This is a genomic window from Pseudomonas sp. 9.3L (assembly GCF_058536285.1).
This window is the reverse complement of sequence record NZ_JBZUBK010000001.1, coordinates 2,348,266-2,371,184: the sequence shown is the minus strand read 5'-3', so window position 1 is coordinate 2,371,184 and position 22,919 is coordinate 2,348,266. Positions and strand designations below refer to the sequence as shown.

The following is a 22,919-nucleotide window of genomic DNA, read 5'->3' as shown; positions in this document are numbered from 1 at the left end:
TTGTGCAACCGGGGCGCTAGGGTGCCGAGGGAACCGCTACCGCCATCACGACACACAGTGCGATCTACGTATTAAGGGCTGCCTACCATGCTTCATGTTACCCGCCATGCCGCGCTACCTACGCCTGCTGCTGCTTCGCCAGCCTCCACCAGCCCTCGCGCGGTGCCTACCCACTGGGCGGCCACGCGTAGGTTTTTGCAGACGGGAGACGTGAACACGGTATTGGGGCGTGACGCGCAGGCACCTGGCCAGGACGTCGCCTCATTGCTGAGCGTGCTGGAACGGCGCTTACAGGTAGCGCAGCCGTCCTACACCGCCATTGCCCAGCTCAGCCAGCAGTTGGCCGAGGGTGCCAAGACCGAGGCAGGCGGGCGGGCCCTGATGGATGAGCCCCATCAGCGCCAGGTGTTGGCCCTGATACGCCTATGCAATGAGGCGTTGGCTAATGCGAAGCCTTTGACCCCCGCCCACGCTGCGCTGACGCAAACGCTCAACGCGTTGAGCGTTACCCGTTTACATCAGGCCATCAGTCAATTCACCACCGACGCCAATGCACCAGTGCGGTGCCTGCCGGACTTATTAGCGCTCACTCAGTTGGCCCCTGAGGCACTGGCTGACCGGCCCGAAGGGCCTGCGCCCTATATGCTGCTAGGCAGCTTCGTGCGCATGGCCAAGCACCGCAGCGACGAGCTGATGGGCAACCTGCGGCGCAACCCTAACGCCATAAGGGAGCTGTTACGCACCCACGCCGATACGGTACACAGCCTGGGCCAATTACCTGGCGTGCTCAGCACATTAGAGGGCCACTGCCCGGACGCGAGCACAAAAGAGGACATCAATCAGTTGGGCGGGGTGGCGGGTAAGCTGCTGGATCTTTTACGCACCGCTTTGGCTGAGCAGGGGCCGGGGGAGGCCGCATCGGTCGCCCAGCCGACCCCTGTACCCCCAGCGACCTCGCGGCGTGAGGCGTTACGTACCACTGCCACTCATCTGTTGCACAAGTTCGACGCCTATGGCGCTCTGGCGCCTATGGACGACAAAGCGTTGCTCACACTGATGCGCCGACCCGCGCCTAAGCTCACCCCCGAGCAAATGCACGCGTTTCTAAACAAACACGTTATTGAGTTAACCGACGATCAGTTCGAGGTGGTGAACCGTACTACGCTGCCTGCGCCTTCGAGCGACCTTGAAGCCGGGCACCTCGCTGAGTTCGACGAAAAATTGCGAGCCGCATTAGCCAACGGCTCGCTGGTGCTGACAGACGAGCAGCGCGCCGAGCTTGGGCAGCAGGCCAAGGTAGATTCGGTTAATGCGGCGGGCCTCAAGCCTTTGTTGGAACAGCCTAGGGTGGCGTTGAGCACAAGCGATCAACAGATGCTCGATACGCTACTGTCAGCAAATGCAGCAGGGCAACTCGACGCCTGGCTGGCACATAACCAGAAGTTGCCTGAGGTGCTGGCGCAGTCTGGGTTACCAGCCTCGGTACGCGCAGAGCTCACCAGCCTCAACCAGGCGATGAATGCTGAGCTGGGCACCTTGAAAAACGGCGCATCGTTCGTCAGCCGGGTAACGGCTAGCCCCGCGATGCTACTCGGGCTTGCGCCGCTACCGCTGGCAGTCGCGTTCCTCAGCGGCGACAAACCCTACAGTTCTTCTTTGGTGGCGCATTTTTCTAAAAATGCCGTTTTCATGGCGGGCCTGATGATGAATGGGCTTACTAACAGCCGTACCAACCTTGACCACGGGCTGAACCGTTATTTCGTCACGGTGTTGGCCAACGTGATCGTGGCACAGCCGACCTTCGCCAAAAATGAGCACCTGCTGGAGAAGGTGGGTTTCGGCATGGCAACTGCCGTAGTGTCTGGCGGGGTGACCTTGGGGGTGTTTAACCGGGATGCAATCACGGCGGCCATCAAGACAGCCAAAGCCAGGTTGTTTGGCGCGCAGGTGGGTGAGGCTGACATCCCTGAGGCTGATCACCAGGCGGTGGTCCGCCATTTCGAACAGGGCGAACAGATTGCTCAGCAATTCAGGCTGGCGGTGGAACTGTTCAAGCAGCACAAGCCCATCAGCGACATCATGAACTCGAACCTGAGCCACCTATTGACCAAAAGCAGCGATATTAAAGCGGCCTATACGCGGGCAGACGCCAAGCGCGTGAACCTGGACGTTGCGGCGCCCCTGCGGACTCACGATCCAGACTTCTATCCCAAGATGGGGCTCGTGGTACTCACGGCAGGGATCAGCGCAGCGCTGGTGGTGCTGATGGAAAGCCTGGTGGGCAAGGCCGATTACGCCGCTGACGGTGCCTGGTGTACCTCGGAAATGCTCAAGCTGGCCCTTAATTCAGAAGTCGACATGCAAAAAGCCGTACAGACCTTTAAGGAGATTGTTGGCCTGAATTTGGTAATGACGGCGTTTCTGGGCGTGAACAAGGCCTGGAATTTCCTGGACAAGGGCGCACAGGGCTATGCAGCCGGGGCCGCAGTATTGACCGCTGCCAACCTTAGTGTGCCGGGCATGGTGGGTGAGGCCGCCGGGAGCGCTGCGGGCAAGGGGCTGAGCTACCTCACGGATAAAGGCAAGGCGGCCCAGGACATGGCCAGCGCTGCGGTCACACGCGCGGGTGCGTATGCCAATACCGCGCGGCGCGGCGGCCTAAGCACTGCTGTGCAGACGGCCCGCGCCCAAGAGGGGCAAGGTGCTGATGCTTTAGTGGGGCGGGCCATGGAGCAGTGGTACGCGTTGGGCCGCCGTCAATCTACGGCGCAACCCACTGCGCAGGCGGCTACTACGACCGAAGAGGCCACCGAGCAGCCGCTTGCCGCTATAAGGCCCGTTTAAGGTGCTGCTCGATCTGCTCCAGTGACTTGCCTTTGGTCTCGGGCAGGCACATGAACACGAACAGCAGCGAGCCGAGGTTGATGGCTGCGAACACAAAAAAGGTGGGGTTACCGAAAGTGCCGATGGCGATTGGGAAGGTGAAGGCCACGGCCGCATTGAACAGCCACTGCATGGCCACAGCCGTGCCCGTCAGCAACCCGCGCACCTGCATCGGAAACAGTTCGGACATCAGCAGCCAGTACACCGGCGATATGCACATCTGCATGAACAGCAGAAACACCAGAATACAGCCCAGCGCGGTGTAGCTTTGTATCAGGTTCTGGGGCATGAAGATCAGCAAGGCGCCAAGGGCCGCCTGCATCAGAATCACCATCACCAGGCCGGTCATCAGCAGGGGCGCCGGCCAATGTGGCCAATCGCCCAGATCCCGAGCAGGGGTTGCGATCACCGAAACCACCCCATTGCCAATGGTCGCAGTGAGGGCCGCATTGGTGCCCATGCCCGTCTGCTTAAGGATGATCGGGGTGTAGTACATAGAGGCATTCACCCCGGTAAGTTGGACGGTAAAGCCTAGCCCGATGCCAATGAACAGCAGCTTGATCACCCAGCCTTGACGCAACAGTTCGCCAACAGGCGGGCGTTTGTGCGCCTGCCGGGCCTGGGTTTTCATGTCCTCCAGTTCGCGCTGGGCGTCGGCCGGGATGTCGCGTAGCTGCTCCAGTACCTGTTCAGCCTCGACCAGGCGGCCTTTGGCGGCCAGCCAACGTGGGGAGGCGGGCACGAAGAAGGTGCCGATCAACAGCAACACCCCCGGCACCATCGCGATGGCCAGCATGTACCGCCAGATACCGGGCGTATGCAGCAGTGCCGCCATCGCCGCGCTCAAGACATAGGCGAGCAATTGGCACTTGCGTATCCACGAAGCGCCCCTGTGCGTGGGCCCAACCCTTACGCAACCGTCGGTTCAAAGGCCCTAGGCTCGCCAGCGAACAGAAGCACCCGCCCCTCACAGCTTGCTAAAGAAAACCCCGCGTCAGGCCGATACGTGTGGAATATAAGGCTGCGCACACTCCGCAAGCTGATGAATCTGACCGCACGGCCCTGTAGGGTCGGCGCCCGAGACGTATTAAATGAGTAGATCCCTGTTGGGCAAATTCGCCAGCCTGATCTCGGTGCCCAGCGACAACCCACGGCTGCTCACGGCTCAGTTCGTCGCGTTGTCCCGTCAGCTGCCAATGATGTACTTCGTGTTGTTAGTCAATACCTGGGCCTTGGCCTTTACCCACTGGCTGAGCGCACCGCCGCTGCTAACGCTGTACATTCCCAGTGCGCTGACGTGCGTCTGTGGCGCGCGGTCAGTGATGTGGTGGCGGCTGGCGGGCCGGCCACCCAGTGCCGCCGCCATCGTGGCCATGCTCAACCGCACCAATCGCCTGTCAATTGTCATTGCCATGGGCTTTACCGCCTGGTCCCTGTCGCTGTACCCCTACGGCAGTGCCTACGCCCAGGCCCACGTGGCGTTTTTCATGGCCATCACCGTGATCGTGTGCATCTTCTGCATGATGCACCTGTTGCCTGCCGCGTTGATTACCACCGTGGTGGTGGACGTGGCCTTTGTGGTGTTTTTCGCCTCTACCCAAAACCCGACGTTCATTGCCACAGCGGTGAATATTCTGCTGGTGTCCATGGCCCTGCTGGTGGTGCTGCGCAGCAACTACCGGGACTTCACCCGGCTGATCAATATCCAGGCTCAAACTGAACAGTTGAGCAATGACAATCTGCGCCTGGCGAACCAGGACAGCCTCACAGGCCTGCCTAACCGCCGGCAGTTTTTCACGACCCTTGAGCAGGCCCTGGCCGAGGCGCATCGCCAGGGTAACCGTTTGGCCGTGGGTATTCTGGACCTGGACGGCTTCAAGCCGGTCAACGACCTCTACGGCCATGGGGTGGGGGATAAATTGCTACAGGCCGTGGGCGACCGGCTCTCGCGGCGGGTGACCTCAGACGTGCACGTCGCCCGCCTGGGTGGTGACGAGTTCGCCCTGATCATCGGCGGTAACCTGACCTCCGACGCCGTCCAGGCGCTGGGCCAGAGCGTGTGCCAGCAGTTGCGCAGCGAATTCGTCATGGCCGGTGTGCCTATCCAGATTGGCGCCACCCTGGGGATCTCAACCTATCCTGAAACCGCAGATACCGCTGCCGAGCTGTTTGAATACGCCGACTATGCCCTGTACCAAGGCAAGCGTCAGAGCCCAGGTACCTTGTGCCTGTTTTCAGCCGCGCACCACGAGCAGTTGCACCGGGACGCCATGACCGAGCAGGCGCTGCGCCGAGCCGACCTGGACGCCGAGTTTTATGTTCAGTTCCAACCTATCGTGGATGCCTGCAGCCACGCCACGGTTGGCTTTGAAGCCTTGGCCCGTTGGAACAGCGCAGAGCTGGGCGCGGTGCCCCCTGCACGGTTTATCGCGGTGGCCGAACGCAGCGGGCTAATCAACCGCCTGACGTTGCCCTTGTTACGCAAGGCCCTGCATCACGCCTGCGCCTGGCCACCCGGCATGCGCCTGGCGTTTAACCTCTCGGCGCACGACTGCGCCTCGTGTGAGAAGGTTGCGCAGATCATCGAGGTTATCGCGGGCAGTGGCTTTGCGCCTGACTGCCTGGATCTTGAAATCACTGAAACCGCCATCGTGCAGGACCTTGGTCAGATGCAGCTGGCCATCGCCCACTTCCGGCAATTGGGTTGTGGTATTTCCCTGGATGACTTCGGCACCGGTTACTCCAGCCTCAGCCAGTTGCACGCTCTGGCGCTGACCAAGCTCAAGATCGACCGCAGCTTCGTCAGCGGCATCCACCAAAACCCGGCCAGCTACAAAATCGTCAAGTCGCTGATCGCCCTTACCCTGGACATGGGGCTGGAGTGCGTGATCGAAGGGGTCGAAACCGAAGACGAAATGGCCGTGCTCCGAAACCTGGGCTGCACCCTGGTACAGGGTTACCTGTTCAGCCGGCCCATGCCGTTCGACGACACACTTACCTGGCTGGCGCGGTCTTCGCCTACGAAGCGGTGGGCGTTTGGAGAAGGGCCTTGAGCGCCGCATCAGCCCGTTGGCACAGGGCGGCATGGCTGTGCTTGAACGCGTGCACCACAGCGGAGTCGGTGAGCAGGGGCAGGTCTTCGGCCATGTTCAGCAGCAGGGCTTGCGCGCTGGCGTGAATCAGTTGCCCCCCCGCCAGCACATCGCAGCGAAGGCCTGTGTGCACGCGCGCGCGCACCCTGGCGGCCAGTTCCAGCGCAGCCAGGGTGTCTGCAGCGGCAGCGCGCGCACCTTCGGTGATGCGGGCGACGTCAGCCTGGCGCAGGTCATCGTCGGGTACGGTTAGCGGCAGGTCAGCAATGAACCGGCCGAAGGCGCGCATGTCGGCGTCGGCGTGCCCGGCGAGCGTAGGCAGGAGTGCCTCGGCCTGGGTTAAGTCATGTGCCAGTTGAGCCTGGGGACGGCGGGCCTGGCTCTTGGTCATGGCCATCACGATCAGCGCCAGGCCCAGGTTGCCACACACCGCTGCGGTGGCGCCGCAACTGGGGACCGGAGCGTTACCGGCCAACGCATCGCGGAAGCCGGCCAGTGACCATGACCAGACACTGGGTTCGTGCTCAGAGGTGGGTTCGGCCATGGGTGATCTCCAGGGAGGGGCAGCATGGAGGCAGGCGCCGGGCCGCACGGATGGCGGGCGTTATTTCTTCTTTTTGCCACGTATCTCTTTGAGCCGCTTGCGAGCGCGTTCTACAACCGCCGATTTTTCAGAGCGCTTCAGGCCTTTCCAGCTCTTTATTTCATCTTTGGCGCGCCCGCAGCCTTGGCACACGCCCTCGCTGAGTTTGCACTTGGAGGTGCAGGGGTTTTCAACATCTTTGCTCACAGGGCGTACACCCGTAGTAGGAAGAGTGGGGCAGTGTTACGACTGAGCCTGAAGGAATAACCCCGGCGCAAGGCCGGGGTCGTTAACCGCACACACGACCCGCCAGCATCAGCCAGCGGCACGGTCCGCGACAGGCGCTTCCTGAGGCGGTTGCATGCCGGCAGCGCGCCACCGCACTTCAGTGATCCCGAACTTCTCCGCCATCGGCTTCGAGGTACGTTTGATCTTATCGTGACGGTGGCGAGGGATATGCCCTACGCCCGCGTCGCAACTGGCCCAATGCCACGCTTCGGCGTTGTCCATGCGATCAAGACGGATTACAAAGTGTTTAGGGGTGCCATGAAGGCAATAGTCGATAACAAAAAGTGTTGGGCTAGGCATTTCTAATCAGTCCCGTTGATCCTTACCGACTTAACGGAGCATTGAACCCTGCGCAAAATTCCATCGAATGTACAAACGGCGCGCAATAGGCCGATTAACGGTGCGCTCATCCTAAAAAGTGGCTACGTGCCAGCAACGCCAGCGCCGCCGCGAACCCCGCAACCGCAAACACCCGCTGCAAGGCCATGCCGCCTACCTTGGGTGCAAGCCAGCGGCCTACCAGCAGGCCGGCGCTGGTGCCTAATGCAAAGGGCAGGGCCAACGCAGGGTTTACCCAGCCGCCTGCAAGCGTAGCGCCCCCCGCTGCCAGGGCGACCAGCGCAATCACCGCCAGTGATGTGGCTACCACCGCGTTCATGGGCAAGTCAGTGAAATGGCGCAACGCTGGAACGATCACAAACCCACCGCCCACCCCTAGCAGCCCTGACAGCAACCCTGCGAAGGCGCCCGTGGCTGCGAGCGCGCGGGCACAAGGCAGTGTCCAGTGGAGGCGGTGAGTGGAAGGGTCTAGCAGGCAAGGGCAACGCGCCTGAGTGACTGGTGCTGCGCTCGCCCCTCGCCAGAGCCGCACACTGACCAGGACTTGCGCGACGCCAAAGCACAATGCCAGAGGAACCGCAGACAGCCGATGACCAAGCCATAACCCCAAGGGCGCCGTGAGCAGGCCGCATAGCCCGACCAAGCTGGCGGCCCGGTAGCGCACGGTGCCCTGTCGCAGCCCCAGGCCGGCGCCCAGCGTGGCGGCCAGCCCCACCGCAAGCAAGGCCACGGGCGCCGCCGCCGGGATACTAAGCCCCAGGCCGAACACCAGCAGGGGCAGCGCCAATACGCCCCCACCGGCCCCGGTCAGGCCCAGCACCAATCCAGCCACCAGGCCCAGCCCTGTGGCCAGCAGCGTCATGGGTGCTGTGCCACCTCGGGGCGTGCCAGCCACTCGCGGCCTTTGAGCATGCCGTGCCAATACAGCCACGGCAGCCCATTGGCTTTGAGCCACCAGGCTAGCCGAGTGGGCTCGGTGCCTTTTAACAGCCATTGGGGGAAAGAGGGCGCCAGATGGCCACCATAGGCGAACTCTGCCAACACAATGCGGCCGCGCTCGACCGTGAGGGGGCAGGCGCCATAGCCGTCGTACCGTGCGCTTCCAGTTGCACGGCCCAAGGCCGCGCTGACGTTATGGGCCACCACCGGTGCCTGCTTGCGGGCCGCCGCGACGGTCTTGGCGTTGGTGGTATTGACCACGTCGCCGAGCCCGTGAATGTTGGCGAAACGCAGGTGGCGCAAGGTATAAGGGTCTACTTCCAGCCAGCCCGCAGCGTCGGCCAGGGCGCTACCGCGCAGTACGTCCGGCGCGACTTGCGGCGGCACGACATGGAGCATATCGAAGGTGCAGGTGTAGGCGCTTAGCGCACCCTCGGCGTTGCTCACCTCGAAGTGAGCCTGACGCGACGGCCCGTCTACCGCTACCAGGCGGTGACGCAGGCGCAGGTCCACGGCATACCGTTCAATGTAACGCTCAAGCGCCGGTACGTAGGCTGCCACACCGAACAGGCTCGGGTTGGCGTTCATGAATGACGCTTTGATCGCGCCCAGCCTGCCGTGGCGGCGCCAGTGGTCGCACGCCAGGTACAGGGCTTTTTGCGGCGCCCCTGCGCATTTGATAGGCATGCCCGGCTGGGTGAACACCGCGTTGCCGCGTTGCAGTGAGCGGGTGAGTTCCCAGGTGTAAGGCGCCAGGTCGTAGCGGTAATTGGAGGTTACGCCGTGTTGCCCCAGTGTCGCTTCCAGGCCTTCGATTGCCCCCCAATTGAGTTTGAGCCCAGGGCAGACGATCAACTGGCGATACCCGAGAGGGCCTTGCGCGCCCAGCACGATACGGTTGTGGTCCGGGTCGAAGCCGGTCACGGTCGCACGCAGCAGGCGAGCGCCACGCGGTATCAGGGTTTGCGTGTCACGGCGGGTGCTGGCGGGCTCGAACTCCCCGGCGCCTACCAGGGTCCAGCCTGGCTGGTAGTAGTGCTCAGGGGCGGGGTCCACCAACGCCACATCCAGGTCGGGCAGGCGCTTGAGCAGGCTGGCAGCGACGGCGATACCCGCCGCCCCCGCGCCTACGATCACGACGTCATGAAACGGCACGGTCTGGCTCATGAAGGGTCCTTGAATTGATTGAGCGGAATTCGCAGGTAGCGTAGGCCATTGGCGTCGGCAGGCGGCAGTTGGCCGCCCTGCATATTGACTTGAACGGCCGGCAGCATCAGCGCAGGCATGGCCAGCGTGGCGTCGCGTGCCTGGCGCATCGCAACAAAGGCGGCTTCGCTCACGCCCGCATGTACGTGCACATTGTGGTCGCGTTGTTCGGCCACGGTGGTGCGCCATACCAGCGCCCGGCCGCCTGGCCGATAGTCGTGGCACAGCAGCAAGGTGGTTGCGGCGGGCAAACTCAGCACGCGCTGCACGGAGCGGTACAGCACATGAGCGTCACCGCCCGGAAAATCGCACCGTGCGGTGCCATAGTCGGGGCTGAACAGCGTGTCTCCGACAAACGCCAGCGGGGCCTGCGCCACGTCCAGCACGTAGCTGATGCAGGCCGGGGTGTGCCCGGGCGTGTGCATCACCCTTAAAGGCAGCGAGCCCACGGTCAAGCGGTCTCCCTCGTTGAACAAGGTATCGAACGGTTGACGTTCAGCACCTTCAGGCTGTGCACAGAACCAGCGGCCGAACGTTGTTTGTACCTCACGTATGTGAGCGCCAATGCCAATGCGTGCACCGAGCGCCTGCTTAAGGTAGTGAGCTGCGGACAAGTGATCGGCATGCACATGGGTTTCAAGAATCCAGGTCAGGTGCCCTTCCAGTGCGTGGATTCTGGCAATCAGCCGGTCCGCGCCCTCGGTGGCGGTATGCCCGGTGTTGGGTTGGTAGTCCAGCACGGCATCCACCACGGCGCAGGCCCGGGTTGCCGGGTCAAATAGCAGGTAGCTGAGGGTGGACGTGTGGGTATCGAAGAAAGGCTCTACGCGATACCTCGCCTCGACCAAGGGTGCAATGGGGTCATACGCCATAGGTGAACTCCTGAAGCGGTCAGAGTAGGGCGTGGTGACCGTCAGGGTATGACGGTCAAGAACCGTGCCATCCGGGTGGGAAGCCTTTAGCCCAGTGCCGCCTGCGTGTTACAGCCAGGGATGCTGCCATTGACTGCCACTTTCTGCCAGGCAATGGCAGCGGGTGGCAGTAATTGGCAGTATGCTGACGGCTTGATTCTATCGGGAGCGACCCCTTGGCTTCGTTTGATCCACTGGCCCTTGGCGCCTACCTGGAACATGACCCTCAGCCTGCCATCGTGCTGGATACGCACTACGGCATCGTCGCCGCCAATCGCGCCTATCGCCTGCAATTTGGGGTCAAGGGCGAGGCGCCGCTTGGGCAAACCTGCCATCAGGTCTCGCATGGCTACAGCGTGCCGTGTGACCGCGCAGGCGAGCACTGCCCGATGCGCAAGGCGCGCGAAACCGGGCTGCCGGAGCGTGTGCTGCACGTTCACCACACCCCGCGCGGGCCTGAGCATGTGGATGTGGAACTGCGGCCTTTGGTGGACGCCAATGGCGTGCTGCTGGGCTATGTGGAGCGTTTGCGCTCTGTCGCGGTGGCGGTGGCTCAGCCCAGCGAACATGGGCTGGTCGGCCGTGCCCCTGCATTTCAGCGCACGCTGGCGGGCCTGGAGCGCGCCGCGCCGTCGCAGATTCCTGTGCTGTTGCAAGGGGAGTCGGGGACGGGCAAGGAGCTTTTCGCACGGGCATTGCACGCCGCCAGCCCTCGATCCAGTGGCCCGCTGGTTGTGGTGGACTGCACGGGCCTGAGCGAAACCCTGTTCGAGAGTGAGCTGTTCGGCCATGAAAAAGGCGCGTTCACCGGGGCGGCTACCCGCAAGACCGGGCTGGCCGAGGCTGCGCATGGCGGTACGCTGTTCCTGGATGAGATTGGAGAAGTGCCCCTGGCGACACAGGCCAAGCTGTTGCGCTTGATCGAATCAGGCAGCTTCCGCCCGGTAGGCGGGCTGCGCACGCTGCATGCCGATTTTCGCCTGGTAGCCGCGACCCACAAACCGTTGGCCGACATGGTGGCCCAGGGCACGTTCCGCCAGGATCTGTTCTACCGCATCAACGCCTTCACCTTACGCCTGCCCGCGTTGCGCGAGCGCGCCGAGGACTTGCCACTGCTGATTGACAGCCTGCTACGCCGCCATGCTCAGGGCGGGCCCTGGCAGGTGGCCGAGGACGCTATGGCGTGGCTCGTGGCCTACCACTACCCTGGCAACATTCGTGAGCTGCGTAACCTGCTAGAGAGGGCTCAACTGCTGGCCAGCGACGGCGTGATTCGCCGCCGTGACTTGCCCGTGGACGAACTACCCGCGGCACAGGCAGGCGCGCAAGACTTCCTGCAAACCGTGGCCAGCTTCAAAGGCTCACGCAAGGCGTTGGCGCTGCACCTGGGGCTGAGTGAGCGCACGCTGTATCGACGCCTCAAGGCGCTAGGCATTGAGTAACCCCGCAGACAGGGCGCCTCATAGCTAACCCGACGCGTCAACCTGACAGCTCTGCCAGCTGTGGGAGGGGGGCGAGTGGCTGAAAATAGTGGCTGTCACGTTTCATGACGGGGTAGCGCGCCATGTATGCCTATGAGCGAATCAAGGCTTTGCTGACACTGGAGTTTGCCGTTGCGCCTCATCAGGTTGAGGCGAGCACCCGGTTCTCAGGCGATCTGCAATGGGATGCGCGGGACAAAGACGTGTTCCTGGCTCAGGTCGAGAACGCGTTTTGTCGCGCTTCGTTGCTGCGCAGGGCGCCGGCGCTGGCGTGTGTGGGCGATGTGGTTATAGCCGTCGAAGACGCCTATGACACGTCCCTGGACAGCCTCTTCGAGGCGATTCGGCCTGTGTTGGCCGCACGACTCGGCACGCAGGTGCTGAGTTTCTCCACTCCGTTGGGGCCAGGCTTCAACTGCCACGACCGCGCCGCAATCGCCTATATAGTGCAGCCACTGATCGACACGGAGGGGTTGGTCAAACGGGTGTTCAGCGCGGTGGGCGACCTGGTGTTTTACCTGGAGCAGCAGCGTTACCGCAGGCTGCTGTGTGCGGACTTGTACCCGCCAGGCTATGACGTGACTGTCTGGAATGCCCGCGTGCCGATGACAGATCGCCCGTGCCGCTGAGGGGTAGCACAGGTTTACACACCGGTGCTCATGCTTCTACCGGCATCACCAGCCTCCAGCCCTCATCCGTTTGCCGCACCAGCCCGCTGGCGGTGAGCAACGGAACCAGCCTGCTGTGAACCTCCGGCGCTACAAAGCTGTGCACGACTGCAAGGTCCAGGGGGCTACTTAGGGGCAGCTCGGCCTTGGTGTAGGACAACCAGGCTTTTTTCAACATCATCAGCACATCACTTGCGCTGCTCACCGCAAACCGCCGGTGCGCCGTGGTGCCCTCAAATTCAAAGGTATGCCGGTGGGTGTAGCCGGCGTCCAGCCCGCCACTTTGCTCGCACCGGATGCAGACGCAGGGCCCTTCGCCAAAGCTTGTACGCAGGTAGGTATTAAAATCGGCAACAGGTTTGAGGGACAGGCGCTTGTCGACCTCGAACAAATCGGCGGTGAAGGATTCTGGCACGGCCAAGGGGCCCTCCTGGGTGAAGCGCTAGGGAAGTGGGGGCGTTACCTTATCAGATAGACGCTGGCCAAACCTGGCAGAACTGTCAGGTGTGTTCGGGCACGCGCGTGCAGGAAGATAGAAGCCACCAAGGGAAGGGGAACGCCATGAGTTACGAATTCAAAAAAGTGAAGGCTGCATTGACTCAAATAATTGGCAGTGGTGTGGCCGACGTAGGCTTGGAGACCGGGCTGGTAGACACGCTAGGCTTGACGCAAGCACAGATAGAGACGCTGATCGAGACGCTGGAGGACGAGGTATTAAAAGGTCAGCGATTGGCCCTGACAGGCTCGGTGTCTACGGTAGGAGACCTGGTATCAGGGGTGAGGGCAAGCCGTAGGCGAGGCTGATCCTGGATCTCGCTCCATTCATCGCCCCTGAAACGCACAGCGGAATTCCTGCACGCAGGCGAGTTCGAACTTGCACGACAAGACGTTCTCGAGTTGCTTATGACTGCCTTGCAAAACCTTGCCTGCTCGAACTCACGCGCGCTGCCTGCGGCAACCCTCGCGCGTGATCTGTACAACGCACTGATGCGTCAGCCGGACGATGAGAGCCTGGAAAAGGCCCGCGTCTATTTAAGTGATCGCCTGGACGAAGCGGCTCAGTTGCCGGGTGGGCTGCCCGCCCGCTTCGATGACTTGGAACAGTGGGTATCGGCCAATGCTACCCAGGTCGCCGAGCGTTATGCGGCATACCTCAAGGCCCGGCACGAAGGGGCGCCTCGTCGCTACTTCACTAACCGTTCCCATGCGCTGTTCTTCCTGCGCGCGGTTGCGCCGACCAAGTTGGTAGATGGAGCATGGCTGTACGGCACCCTGGCCCACTGGAGTGACGTGCGCTACCACGGGCTGATCCGCACCTACCTGGAAGAGCTGGGGGACGGGCAGCCGGCCCAGAATCATGTGGCCCTATACCGCCGCCTGATCGCCGACCTGGAATGTGAACCTCAGGCAGACCTTGATGACCGTTACTACGAGCAAGGGGCCATTCAAATTGCCCTGGGTATGTTGGGCAAAGACCTGCTGCCTGAAATCATCGGCTTCAATCTAGGGTATGAACAACTTCCCCTGCACTTGCTCATTACCTCGTTCGAGCTCAACGAACTGGGGATTGACCCCTACTACTTCACGCTTCACGTGACCATTGACAATGCCAGCACCGGCCACGCCCAGAAGGCCGCGCAAAGTGTCTGTGAGCTGTTGCCGACGGTAGGGCGTGAAGCCTTCATGGCACGGGTACGTGCCGGGTATCAGCTCAATGAGTTGGGCCTGGGCACCCAGGACGCTATTGCCGCCTTTGATCTCGAAGAAGAGGTGATGGGCATGCTGGAGCGCAAGCAGGCCTTCGCGCAGCACATGCACTCGGATTACTGCAAAATCGAAGGCCGTACGGTCAATCAGTGGCTGGCCGAACCCGGTGGGGTCCGCCCGTTTTTAGCTGCTTTGGAGCATAAAGGCTGGATCAAGCGTAGGGCCGACCCTGCTCAGAGCCGATTCTGGCAACTCATCGAAGGGCCGGGCGCTGCCATGTTTGGCGTGTTCAGTGCCTATGAAAAGCAGCTATTGGCTGACTGGATCGCCGACGGCTTCACATCGGAAGACGGCCAGCGCCGCGGTAGCGTCAATCCCTTCCGCTTGAAGTTCCGCCAGCATCCTCTGGCCGATTCCCTCGCGCAGGGCGGTGGCCCCTCTTTGGAAGAGCGCGCTGAGGTGCAGGCTGCCTTGGCACACGCAGGCCCCAACGCTCGCCTGGAGCGTCTGATTCCTTTCCTGGCGCCCCAGTGCCATGCGACGCCTTCAGGGCTCTACGCCACGCGGCTGTTTGCTCGCGAGTTGGCCGGCGAGCCGGGGGTGGGGCGATGACCATGGCCGAACACTTTGTGCCTGCACAGCAGGCTCCCCAGGGCGCCGCACTGTTGGCGTTGGGCACGTATCTCAAGGGTCACGACTATCACTTCATTACCCCCACGCCACTGACCCACCAACGTAACCTTGATCGTTTTGCAGGCCCCGCTACAGACCTGCGCGGCGCCTTTGGTTGGAACCGCCCGTTTGCCGCAGACCTGCTGCCGACCGAGCTGTTCAACCACTTGCGCGACGCGGACGTGTTGAGGGTGGACACCCCAGGGTTCTGGCGATCCAGTGTTCGCTGTTCCAGCTTGGGTGGCGAACTGCTGTTGCATTCCGGGTACCCTACCGACGCCGCTGACGCGGTGTTTTTCGGGCCTGACACCTACCGCTTCGCTGCGGCGATTCGAGCCCACTTGGCGCGGCGCACCGCACCACCGGCCCGGGCGGCGGACATCGGCTGTGGCAGTGGGGCGGGGGCGTTGGTAATCGCCACGACGTGCCCAGGCACCCAGGTCTGGGGCACGGACATCAACGCTAAAGCCCTGGCATTGACGGCTATCAATGCCCAACTGGCAGGTGCGTATGGCCTCACGGCGCGCGCTAGCGATGTGCTCAACAGCTTGCCAGGGGAATTTGACCTGATCGTGGCTAACCCTCCGTACATGCAAGACCCCAAGGGCAGGGCCTACCGCGACGGTGGCAGCGGGCTGGGCAGTAGCCTGTCGCTGCGTATTCTGCAGGAAGCACTGGGCCGATTGGCTCCAGGTGGCACCTGCCTGCTGTATACCGGCGTTGCCATCGTCGGCGGTCAAGACCCGTTCCTGGCCGCTGCCCGCCCAAGCCTTGAGGCCTTCGATGGGCACTGGCGCTACCAAGAACTCGACCCCGACGTGTTTGGCGAGGACCTGGAGCTGCCTGGGTACGCCGAAGCCGAGCGCATTGCTGTGGTGCTGGTGGAAGCCACGCGGTCTGCCTGATGCCTTACTGAGGCGGCGGGCTACGCGTCGCCTTGCAGCCAGAACCGCTGTTGCAGTGTTGCCCTTAACGCCGCCATTGCCTCTATGGCCATCCCAGCCGTCGGCCTGCCCTCAAAAATGACGATTTCATGCAGGGGCAGCACAGGCAGGCCTTCCATCCGCCTCATATCAGCCGACATCCGCCAGGGGTCGACCACGCTCACGCCAATGCCGGCCTCGATGCAGGCCCTTACTGCTGTGCTGGAGGAGGCATCCAAGATGACCCGCCATGGTCTGCCCATGCGGTCCAGTGCCTGGATCATGACGTCCCTATAAGGACATGGGGCAGCGTACAACGCCAAAGGCAGCGGGGCATCGGGTTCGAGCATGAATCGAGCGCCGCTCACCCAGATTGGCGTGGTGGTCCGGAGTAGCGGATTGTCATGCTCCATGCCCGCTGCCTGCGCGATTACCGCCATGTGCAACGTACCTCGCTCAACCTGCTCACGCAGCGTGTCACTGGGCAGGGTGATCACTTCCAATACGACGTTTGGCCACACCTTGGTAAAGGTGGGGAGGATGTCGCGGATGACATGCACCACGTATTCATCTGGAACGCCCAGAAGCACACGCCCGCTCACCTCGGCACCCCGTAGGTCGCTGAGGGCACGGTCGTGTACCGTCAGCAGTTGCTCACTGGAGGCCAGCAGTCGGCTACCCATGGCAGTTAGGGTTACGCCTTGGTTATCCCGCTCCAGCAAGCGGGCACCGGCGATAGCCTCTAAACGCTGAATATGCACGCTGATTGCCGCCGGGCTTTTATGCAACTGCCTGGCTGCTGCGCGAAATTGCTTCAGCCGGGCAACGGCCTGAAAGGTACGCAGCAGTTCGATCTCGAGTGTTGACGTGCTCATTTAATAAATCCGAATCATAAGATCATTAAGATTTGATTTATTAAACTATGGGCGTGGGCTAGTTTCAACGTCTGCCACCAAGGAATGATCAATGATGCTCAAGCTTGGGTTGTCTCTTGCCCTGTTACCCCTTCCAGTCATGGAAGCCGGGATGGTAGTGACGTGGAGTTCAGGGTTTATCGGTGCTCGCTACTCTATCGATCAGGCACCTGCCTTTCTGGTGGTGTTCTGGCGCTGCTTATTGGTGTGTCTGGTGCTCATGCCTTGGGTGTGGAAGCCGCTACGGTCCATGCCCTTTAAGGTGTTGCTGCAACAGGCGGCCATTGGCTTGCTAGCGATGGTCGGGTACCTCGCAGGTGTCGTGCAAGGCATCGCACTAGGTGTGCCTGCGGGTTTGGCAGCCTTGATCGCCGACCTGCTACCCATCGGCACTGCGTTGATCGCCGTAGCGGTAGGCCAGCAGCGGCTACCATCTACTGCCTGGCTAGGGCTCGGGCTTGGATTGGCAGGCGTGCTGGTTGTCACGCAGGATGCCCTGCACGCCGGAACTGCACCATCCTGGGCCTATGCCTTGCCCTTGCTCGGGATGGTGTCACTGGCGATCGCCAGCGTCTGGAAAAAACACGCGGGCGATCCCGTCTCGTTGAACCTCTTGGCCAGCTTATGGGTGCAGTGTTTAGTGTCCGCGCTGTGCTTTGGTGGGGTATGCCTGTTCGATACAGGGTTACCGCCTGTCATGAGCAGAGGTTTTATCTACAGCGTAGCCTGGACCGCCTTGAGCACCTTGGGTGGCTACGGCCTGTACTGGGTGTGCCTGAAGCGCTCGTCACCTACTCGGGTCGCCAGCGTGCTGTACCTGAGCCCAGCACTTACCCTGGTCTGGGCCTGGGGCATGTTCAAAGAGCCTTTGTCCTGGATCATCGCCTTGGGGGTGTTGCTGTCCATGGCCGGGATTGTGCTGGTTATCAAGGGTGAGGGCGGGCAGCGCCGGCATGTGTAAGGGGCATCTGTCACTAGAGCAGCGCATGATGCGGTATTTATGGTTTCATGTCGGTACTGAATTGATGGACAAGGAAGGCGTGATGCGCCCCTCGGTAGTGCTTGATCTGAATCGCAGCGCGGTGCGTGAAACTGTTACACGCTTCGCTACGGCTAACCCACGTGTTTTTGGCTCTGTGCTGCATGGTACCGACCGCGATGGTAGTGATATTGACCTCTTGGTTGACGCCCTCCCTGGTGCAACACTGTTTGACTTGGGCGGTTTGCAGTTGGAGCTGGAGTCGCTGCTAGGCTTGCACGTGGATCTGCTCACGCCTGGCGATCTACCGGAGTCATTTCGGGCTCAGGTTCTGGCAGAGGCGCTGCCCGTATGATCAAAAATCGCTTAAGTGACTACCTTGGGCATATGCTGCAGGCCGCGACTGATGGGTGCGCGTTTGTAGAAGGGCTTACTTTTGATATCAATCTTGATGTGGTGTGGGAAACTGTGCAAGCAGCGCTTCCTCAGCTGCTCAGCGAATTAACCGTGGCGCAGAAGGACGCTTAACAAACCTAGCTGGGCACGTGTCTTTATCCGCTACAGATCACCTCGTACGCCGCGCCTCTACCTCTTCCCACAACCTAGGGTCGGTGAAGTCGTCGATCACCAGGTCTGCGCCCGCTGCGAGCAATGCCTGGGCGGGTTGGCTGGTGGCCAGGCCTACCGTGAACAGCCCGGCGGCCTTGGCGGCGGTCAGGCCTGGGATGGAATCTTCAAAGGCCATTGCTTCTGTGGCCTGGGCGTGCAAGCGCTCCAGGCCCGTCAGGTAGGGCAGCGGATGAGGCTTGGCCCAAGGGAGTTCTTCGGCAACCACCACGCTGGCAAAGGTGTCAGCTAGGCCCAGGGCGGCCAACATATGGTCGGCGTTGGCACGCGGCGCATTGGTAACCACGACCCGGCCAATCCCGTGCCGCTGCGCATAGGCCAGCAGGTCCATCAAACCGGGGAGCGGTGCCAGTGACTGGGACAGATGGCGAAAGCGTGCTTCCTTGCGGTCGGCAAAAGCCCGGTGTTGCGCTACGGTGCGTTCCGGAAAGAGCAGCGCGCACAGCTCGGGGTTGGCTCGGCCGCTGCACAAGGCTTCGAACTCTGCTTCGGTAAACGGCCTGCGGTCTTCTTCCCAGAGCAACTGCTGGATTGCAATCAGGTGCAGTTTGTCCGTATCGGTCAGGGTTCCGTCGAGGTCGAACAACAAAGCATTGAGCATAGGTGCGTCCCGGTAGGCAAAGCGCGGAGGTTAGCAGGCGCGCCGAGCCCACTCAAATACCGCTGACCGGGAGGATTGCCACCGACCAGCGGCACGCGGTTGTACGTGCTCAAAACTGTATGTATAAACAGCGCATAGATGACTGAGGACCCCAGGCGCGTGAACCCCCTCGACAACCCCTTCTACTACTTGCACAACTTCGAACAGGCGCTGACCTGGCTGCGCGCACGTTACATCGATGTGCTCGATGCCACCGAGCGCCAGTTCCTGGAAGATTTCGCAGGCCTGCCGCAGAACGCTCGCGCGTTGTTGGTAAGGCTGGTGATGCGCAAGGGGGATCATTTTCGAAGCGACAAGCTGGCCTATGCCGAAATTGGCGCGCCTGAATCCGCGGCGGCGCCGATGCATGCGCTAGGCTGGTTGGAAGAGCAGGCGCCGTTGAGCCTGAGTGACCTATTTACCTTGTTTGGCAAAGTTGAGTTGCGCGCCGGGTTCGCCCAGGAAGCCCTGCCAGCAGGTGATCGCAAAGCACAGTGGTATGACGCCCTGGGGCACTGGCATGAGCATCGTGCATGCGTGGGCGAGTGGTGGCCCGCCTATAAAGGGCAGGTATGGCGGCTTGAAGTGCGCCCGCTGTGCGAACGCCTGCGCCTGCTGTTTTTCGGCAACCTGCGCCAGGACTGGTCCCAGTTCGTGCTGGTAGAGCTGGGCATCCAGCGTTATGAGGCCGTGGAATTCTCCCTCGCCTCCAGGGCCTTTCGTCATCGTCGAGACCTAGAAGTGGCGCTGGGGCTGGCCGAGTGTCGGCAAGCCATGGAGGAGGGCGCAGACACTGCGGCGCTGCTGGCGGCCCTCGATACGCTGGCCTCGGATAACCCCTGGCTTGCCAGCCGCCACCAAAAAACCCTGTTCAGCCTTGGCCAGCGCTGCGAACGCGCAGGTGACTGGGCTCAGGCTGCCGAGTTGTACACGGCGTGTACCTGGCCTGGCGCACGCTTGCGGCGCCTGCGTATGTTGGAGCGCACCGAGCAGTTTCAGGCGGCCTTGACACTGGCCGAGCAAGCCAGTGCTGCCCCAGAGAGCCCTGCCGAAGCCCAAGGCCTGGAGCGGTTGTTGCCCAGGGTACGGCGGGCCTTGGGCGAGACCGTCAAGGTGCGTCGGGCCTCAGCGGCGGTGGCACGGCTGGACTTGTGCCTGGCGCACCATGGCAGTGTCGAGCGGGCAGTCTGCGAGGCATTGGGCACCGAGCAGGCGCCTGTGATGTATGTTGAAAACACCCTGTTCAACGCGCTCTTTGGGCTGCTGTGCTGGCCTGCACTGTTCGCACCCGTCGCCGGTGCGTTTTTTCACCCCTTCCAGGCCGCGCCGCTGGACCTTCATCAGGCCGACTTCGCCCAGCGTCGACACGCTCACCTGGAGCAATGCCTGGCAGCGCTCGACGATGGCCGCTACAAAACCCTGATGCTCGAGTGCTTCACCGCCAAGTACGGCCTGGCTAACCCCTTCGTGCACTGGGGGGCCATTAATGAGCCGTTGCTTGCACTGGCGCTGGCGTGTATCCCGGCAGCACACCTGCGGGTGTGCTTTGAGCGTCTGCTGCAAGACCTCAAGGCCAACCGCACCGGCATGCCTGACCTGATTCAGTTTTATCCATCCGAGGCCCGCTACCGCATGATTGAGGTAAAAGGGCCGGGCGATCGTCTCCAAGACAATCAGCTGCGGTGGATGGCGTTTTGCCAAACGCACGGGCTGCCGGTGAGCGTCTGCCATGTACGCTGGGACGCACCTGTGCCCCACGCTGAGCCTGCATGACGCTGACCGTGGCCGTGCGGGCCTTGTGTGAGTTCACCGCGCGCGAAGGGGACCTCGACCTGCGATTTACCCCGTCGCCTACCGCTCTGGAAGGTATCGCCGGGCACCGCTTGGTGGCGGACCGACGCGGCCCGGATTACCGCCGCGAAGTGTCACTGGCAGGCGAATATCAGGGGCTCAAGGTACGCGGCCGCGCCGATGGGTTCGATCCGCAGCGCCAGTGCCTGGAGGAGGTCAAGACGCACCGCGGCGATCTTACCCGCCAACCGCTCAACCAACGCGCCCTGCACTGGGCCCAGGCCAAGGTCTACGGCGCGTTGCTGTGCGTAGCCGAGGGCCTGGCGAGCGTCAACCTGGCGCTGGTGTACTGGAATGTCGACACCCACAGCGAGACCCGTTTCGACGAGGCCTACAGCGCCGAGGCGCTTACTGCGTTTTTTTACACCCAGTGCGAGGCATTCCTGGCGTGGGCCGCACGCGAGGCGGCGCATCAGGTGCGCCGCGATACCTTCCTGGAGGCGTTGGCCTTCCCCTACACGGCGATGCGCCCTGGTCAACGCCAGTTGGCCGAAACCGTCTACAAAGCGGCCAGCACCGGCCGTTGCATACTTGCGCAGGCGCCTACCGGTATCGGTAAAACCCTGGGCACGTTGTTTCCCTTGCTCAAGGCCATGCCGCGCCAAGGTGTGCAGCGCGTGTTCTTCCTGACCGCCAAGACACCCGGCCGGCAATTGGCCCTCGACGCATTGCGCCAGCTTCAGCCCCCCACGACGCTCAGCACAGTGCCTGCTAGCGCAGCGTCTGCTCAGCCGCTTCGGGTGCTGGAGCTCACCGCCCGCGACAAGCTGTGCCAATACCCAGGCACTGCCTGCCATGGGGACGCTTGCCCGTTAGCCAAGGGGTTTTATGACCGATTGCCAGCGGCACGTGTGGCGGCGGCGGATCAAGGGGTGCTCAACCAGCGCACCCTGCGCGAGGTGGCCAGCGCCCATCAGGTATGCCCCTATTACCTGAGTCAGGAAATGGCCCGTTGGGCCGACGTCATTATCGGTGACTACAACTACTACTTCGACCTCAACGGCTGGCTGTATGCCTTGGCGCAGGCGCAGGAATGGACCACTGCGGTGCTGGTAGACGAAGCCCACAATCTGGTGGACCGTGCCAGGGGCATGTACAGCGCCAGCCTGGATCAGCGCCTGCTGACTACGTTGCGTGAAGCACCTCTGGCCGGCACCAGTAGCGCGTTGCGCACCCTGACGCGGCACTGGAATGCGTTGTCACGTGCCCAGGGCGTAGGCCATCACAGCCAGCCTGGCGTGCCGGGTCAATGGCTGAACGCGTTGCAACGGTGCACGGCCGTCGTGAGTGAGTGCTTGAATCAATCGCCTGCGGGCGTGCCCCCAGCATGGCTGGAGTTCTATTTCCAGGCCCTGCAATTCATTCGCGTGGCAGAACTGTTTGACGACGGGTTTGTGTTCGATGTCGAGGTGTACGCTGTAAAGCGGGCCCTGCGTGCCACGCTTAACGTGCGTAATGTCGTACCTGCCTCGCAGCTGGCGCCTCGGTTTGCCAGTGCCCGCAGTTGCGTTCTGTTCTCTGCCACCCTTACACCCTCCCACTACTTTGCCGACGTGCTAGGGCTGCCTGCGGGCTGGGGGTGGCTGGATGTGCCATCCCCCTTCGAGGCCGGCCAGTTACGCATACGCCTGGCGAGTCACGTGTCTACCCGGTATGCCGACCGTCAGCGTTCCTTGCAGCAGGTGGCCCAAATACTGGCGCAGCAGTACGAGCAACAGCCGGGCAATTACCTGGCGTTCTTCAGTAGTTTTGACTACCTCAATCAGGTGGTGGCGTGTCTTCAGGCCTCCTACCCTGAGGTGCCTGTGCGGGCGCAGCGCAGGGCCATGGACGAAGCCGAGCGCCAGGCGTTTATCGAGGGTTTCGAGGTAGGCGGGTGCGGCATAGGGTTCGCAGTGCTGGGCGGTGCGTTCGGCGAGGGCATCGACCTGCCCGGTAAGCGGCTGATCGGTGCCTTTGTGGCCACCTTGGGCATGGCCCAGGTCAACCCTGTGAATGAGCGATTCAAGCAACGGATGCAGGCCCGCTTCGGCAGTGGGCACGATTACGTGTACCTGTTCCCAGGGCTGCACAAGGTCGTGCAGGCGGCGGGGCGGGTGATTCGTGCAGAGGCCGACGAAGGCACCATTGTGTTGATCGATGACCGCTACGCCCAGCCCCGTATCCAGCAATTGTTGCCCAGTTGGTGGCCACAGCCCGAGCCCTTGTGAGGATAA

At 62.2% G+C, this 22,919-nt stretch carries 21 protein-coding genes and 2 pseudogenes; 13 read left to right on the top strand and 10 right to left on the bottom strand.

The window, feature by feature from the left end:
• Positions 1-78: 78 nt before the first annotated feature.
• Positions 79-2,844 carry a HopW family type III effector protein gene (locus AC4LE2_RS10880; protein ID WP_491828110.1) on the top strand — a complete coding sequence of 922 codons (2,766 nt, stop codon included), beginning with the start codon at positions 79-81 and terminating at the stop codon, positions 2,842-2,844.
• On the opposite strand, the gene AC4LE2_RS10875 is transcribed toward AC4LE2_RS10880, so the two are convergent.
• Positions 2,828-3,745, bottom strand: coding sequence for an MFS transporter (locus tag AC4LE2_RS10875; protein WP_491825776.1), 918 nt, complete (start codon positions 3,743-3,745; stop codon positions 2,828-2,830). The two genes, AC4LE2_RS10880 and AC4LE2_RS10875, sit on opposite strands and share 17 nt — an antisense overlap.
• 229 nt (positions 3,746-3,974) lie before the next feature.
• On the opposite strand from AC4LE2_RS10875, the gene AC4LE2_RS10870 reads away from it, so the two are divergent.
• Positions 3,975-5,936, top strand: coding sequence for a putative bifunctional diguanylate cyclase/phosphodiesterase (locus tag AC4LE2_RS10870; RefSeq protein ID WP_491825775.1), 1,962 nt, complete (start codon positions 3,975-3,977; stop codon positions 5,934-5,936).
• On the opposite strand, the gene AC4LE2_RS10865 is transcribed toward AC4LE2_RS10870, so the two are convergent.
• The 6 genes from AC4LE2_RS10865 to AC4LE2_RS10840 form a co-directional block, all read right to left on the bottom strand.
• A complete protein-coding gene (locus AC4LE2_RS10865; protein ID WP_491825774.1) occupies positions 5,902-6,519 on the bottom strand; it encodes a cyclodeaminase/cyclohydrolase family protein in 618 nt (205 codons plus the stop codon). The two genes, AC4LE2_RS10870 and AC4LE2_RS10865, sit on opposite strands and share 35 nt — an antisense overlap.
• Before the next feature lie 60 nt (positions 6,520-6,579).
• Positions 6,580-6,765, bottom strand: coding sequence for a DUF1289 domain-containing protein (locus AC4LE2_RS10860; RefSeq protein ID WP_491825773.1), 186 nt, complete (start codon positions 6,763-6,765; stop codon positions 6,580-6,582).
• Positions 6,766-6,873: 108 nt separating this feature from the next.
• Positions 6,874-7,146, bottom strand: a complete 273-nt coding sequence (locus tag AC4LE2_RS10855; RefSeq protein ID WP_491825772.1) for a DUF6555 family protein — start codon at positions 7,144-7,146, stop codon at positions 6,874-6,876.
• A 106-nt stretch (positions 7,147-7,252) separates the two neighbouring features.
• Entirely contained in the window at positions 7,253-8,047 is a 795-nt protein-coding gene (locus AC4LE2_RS10850) for a sulfite exporter TauE/SafE family protein (protein WP_491825771.1), read from the bottom strand.
• Positions 8,044-9,291 (bottom strand): NAD(P)/FAD-dependent oxidoreductase, encoded by a 1,248-nt coding sequence (locus AC4LE2_RS10845; protein WP_491825770.1) that lies wholly within the window; start codon positions 9,289-9,291, stop codon positions 8,044-8,046. The genes AC4LE2_RS10850 and AC4LE2_RS10845 overlap by 4 nt, the downstream gene beginning before the upstream one ends.
• Positions 9,288-10,202: an MBL fold metallo-hydrolase gene (locus AC4LE2_RS10840; RefSeq protein WP_491825769.1), complete on the bottom strand. Its 915-nt coding sequence runs from the start codon at positions 10,200-10,202 to the stop codon at positions 9,288-9,290. The genes AC4LE2_RS10845 and AC4LE2_RS10840 overlap by 4 nt, the downstream gene beginning before the upstream one ends.
• 200 nt (positions 10,203-10,402) lie before the next feature.
• Between AC4LE2_RS10840 and AC4LE2_RS10835 the strand changes: the two are divergent.
• The 3 genes and pseudogenes from AC4LE2_RS10835 to AC4LE2_RS10825 form a co-directional block, all read left to right on the top strand.
• A pseudogene (locus AC4LE2_RS10835) lies at positions 10,403-11,536 on the top strand (sigma-54 interaction domain-containing protein); the annotation flags it as partial.
• Positions 11,537-11,593: 57 nt separating this feature from the next.
• Positions 11,594-11,683, top strand: a pseudogene (locus AC4LE2_RS10830) (helix-turn-helix domain-containing protein); the annotation flags it as partial.
• A gap of 122 nt (positions 11,684-11,805) precedes the next feature.
• Positions 11,806-12,351 (top strand): hypothetical protein, encoded by a 546-nt coding sequence (locus AC4LE2_RS10825; protein WP_491825768.1) that lies wholly within the window; start codon positions 11,806-11,808, stop codon positions 12,349-12,351.
• Between the two features lie 28 nt (positions 12,352-12,379).
• Here AC4LE2_RS10825 and AC4LE2_RS10820 read toward each other — a convergent pair whose 3' ends face one another.
• Complete coding sequence (locus AC4LE2_RS10820) at positions 12,380-12,811, bottom strand: hypothetical protein (RefSeq protein WP_491825767.1); 432 nt, start codon at positions 12,809-12,811, stop codon at positions 12,380-12,382.
• A 140-nt stretch (positions 12,812-12,951) separates the two neighbouring features.
• Here AC4LE2_RS10820 and AC4LE2_RS10815 point away from each other — a divergent pair, with 140 nt between their 5' ends.
• From AC4LE2_RS10815 to AC4LE2_RS10805, 3 genes are all read left to right on the top strand, one after another.
• Complete coding sequence (locus tag AC4LE2_RS10815; protein ID WP_491825766.1) at positions 12,952-13,194, top strand: hypothetical protein; 243 nt, start codon at positions 12,952-12,954, stop codon at positions 13,192-13,194.
• A 99-nt stretch (positions 13,195-13,293) separates the two neighbouring features.
• Positions 13,294-14,709, top strand: a complete 1,416-nt coding sequence (locus AC4LE2_RS10810; protein WP_491825765.1) for an iron-containing redox enzyme family protein — start codon at positions 13,294-13,296, stop codon at positions 14,707-14,709.
• Positions 14,710-14,711: 2 nt separating this feature from the next.
• Positions 14,712-15,674 (top strand): methyltransferase, encoded by a 963-nt coding sequence (locus AC4LE2_RS10805; RefSeq protein WP_491825764.1) that lies wholly within the window; start codon positions 14,712-14,714, stop codon positions 15,672-15,674.
• 20 nt (positions 15,675-15,694) lie between these two features.
• On the opposite strand, the gene AC4LE2_RS10800 is transcribed toward AC4LE2_RS10805, so the two are convergent.
• Positions 15,695-16,567 carry a LysR family transcriptional regulator gene (locus AC4LE2_RS10800; RefSeq protein ID WP_491825763.1) on the bottom strand — a complete coding sequence of 291 codons (873 nt, stop codon included), beginning with the start codon at positions 16,565-16,567 and terminating at the stop codon, positions 15,695-15,697.
• A gap of 91 nt (positions 16,568-16,658) precedes the next feature.
• On the opposite strand from AC4LE2_RS10800, the gene AC4LE2_RS10795 reads away from it, so the two are divergent.
• The 3 genes from AC4LE2_RS10795 to AC4LE2_RS10785 are packed head-to-tail and all read left to right on the top strand — an operon-like array spanning position 16,659 to position 18,113.
• Positions 16,659-17,567, top strand: a complete 909-nt coding sequence (locus tag AC4LE2_RS10795) for a DMT family transporter (protein ID WP_491825762.1) — start codon at positions 16,659-16,661, stop codon at positions 17,565-17,567.
• Between the two features lie 25 nt (positions 17,568-17,592).
• Positions 17,593-17,940, top strand: coding sequence for a nucleotidyltransferase family protein (locus tag AC4LE2_RS10790; RefSeq protein ID WP_491825761.1), 348 nt, complete (start codon positions 17,593-17,595; stop codon positions 17,938-17,940).
• Complete coding sequence (locus AC4LE2_RS10785; RefSeq protein WP_491825760.1) at positions 17,937-18,113, top strand: ribonuclease HepT family protein; 177 nt, start codon at positions 17,937-17,939, stop codon at positions 18,111-18,113. The genes AC4LE2_RS10790 and AC4LE2_RS10785 overlap by 4 nt, the downstream gene beginning before the upstream one ends.
• 37 nt (positions 18,114-18,150) lie before the next feature.
• Here AC4LE2_RS10785 and AC4LE2_RS10780 read toward each other — a convergent pair whose 3' ends face one another.
• A complete protein-coding gene (locus tag AC4LE2_RS10780; RefSeq protein ID WP_491825759.1) occupies positions 18,151-18,813 on the bottom strand; it encodes an HAD family hydrolase in 663 nt (220 codons plus the stop codon).
• Positions 18,814-18,951: 138 nt separating this feature from the next.
• On the opposite strand from AC4LE2_RS10780, the gene AC4LE2_RS10775 reads away from it, so the two are divergent.
• Both AC4LE2_RS10775 and AC4LE2_RS10770 read left to right on the top strand, forming a co-directional pair.
• Positions 18,952-20,625 carry a VRR-NUC domain-containing protein gene (locus AC4LE2_RS10775; RefSeq protein WP_491825758.1) on the top strand — a complete coding sequence of 558 codons (1,674 nt, stop codon included), beginning with the start codon at positions 18,952-18,954 and terminating at the stop codon, positions 20,623-20,625.
• Positions 20,622-22,913: an ATP-dependent DNA helicase gene (locus AC4LE2_RS10770; protein WP_491825757.1), complete on the top strand. Its 2,292-nt coding sequence runs from the start codon at positions 20,622-20,624 to the stop codon at positions 22,911-22,913. Before AC4LE2_RS10775 ends, AC4LE2_RS10770 begins: the two co-directional genes overlap by 4 nt.
• Positions 22,914-22,919: the final 6 nt, after the last annotated feature.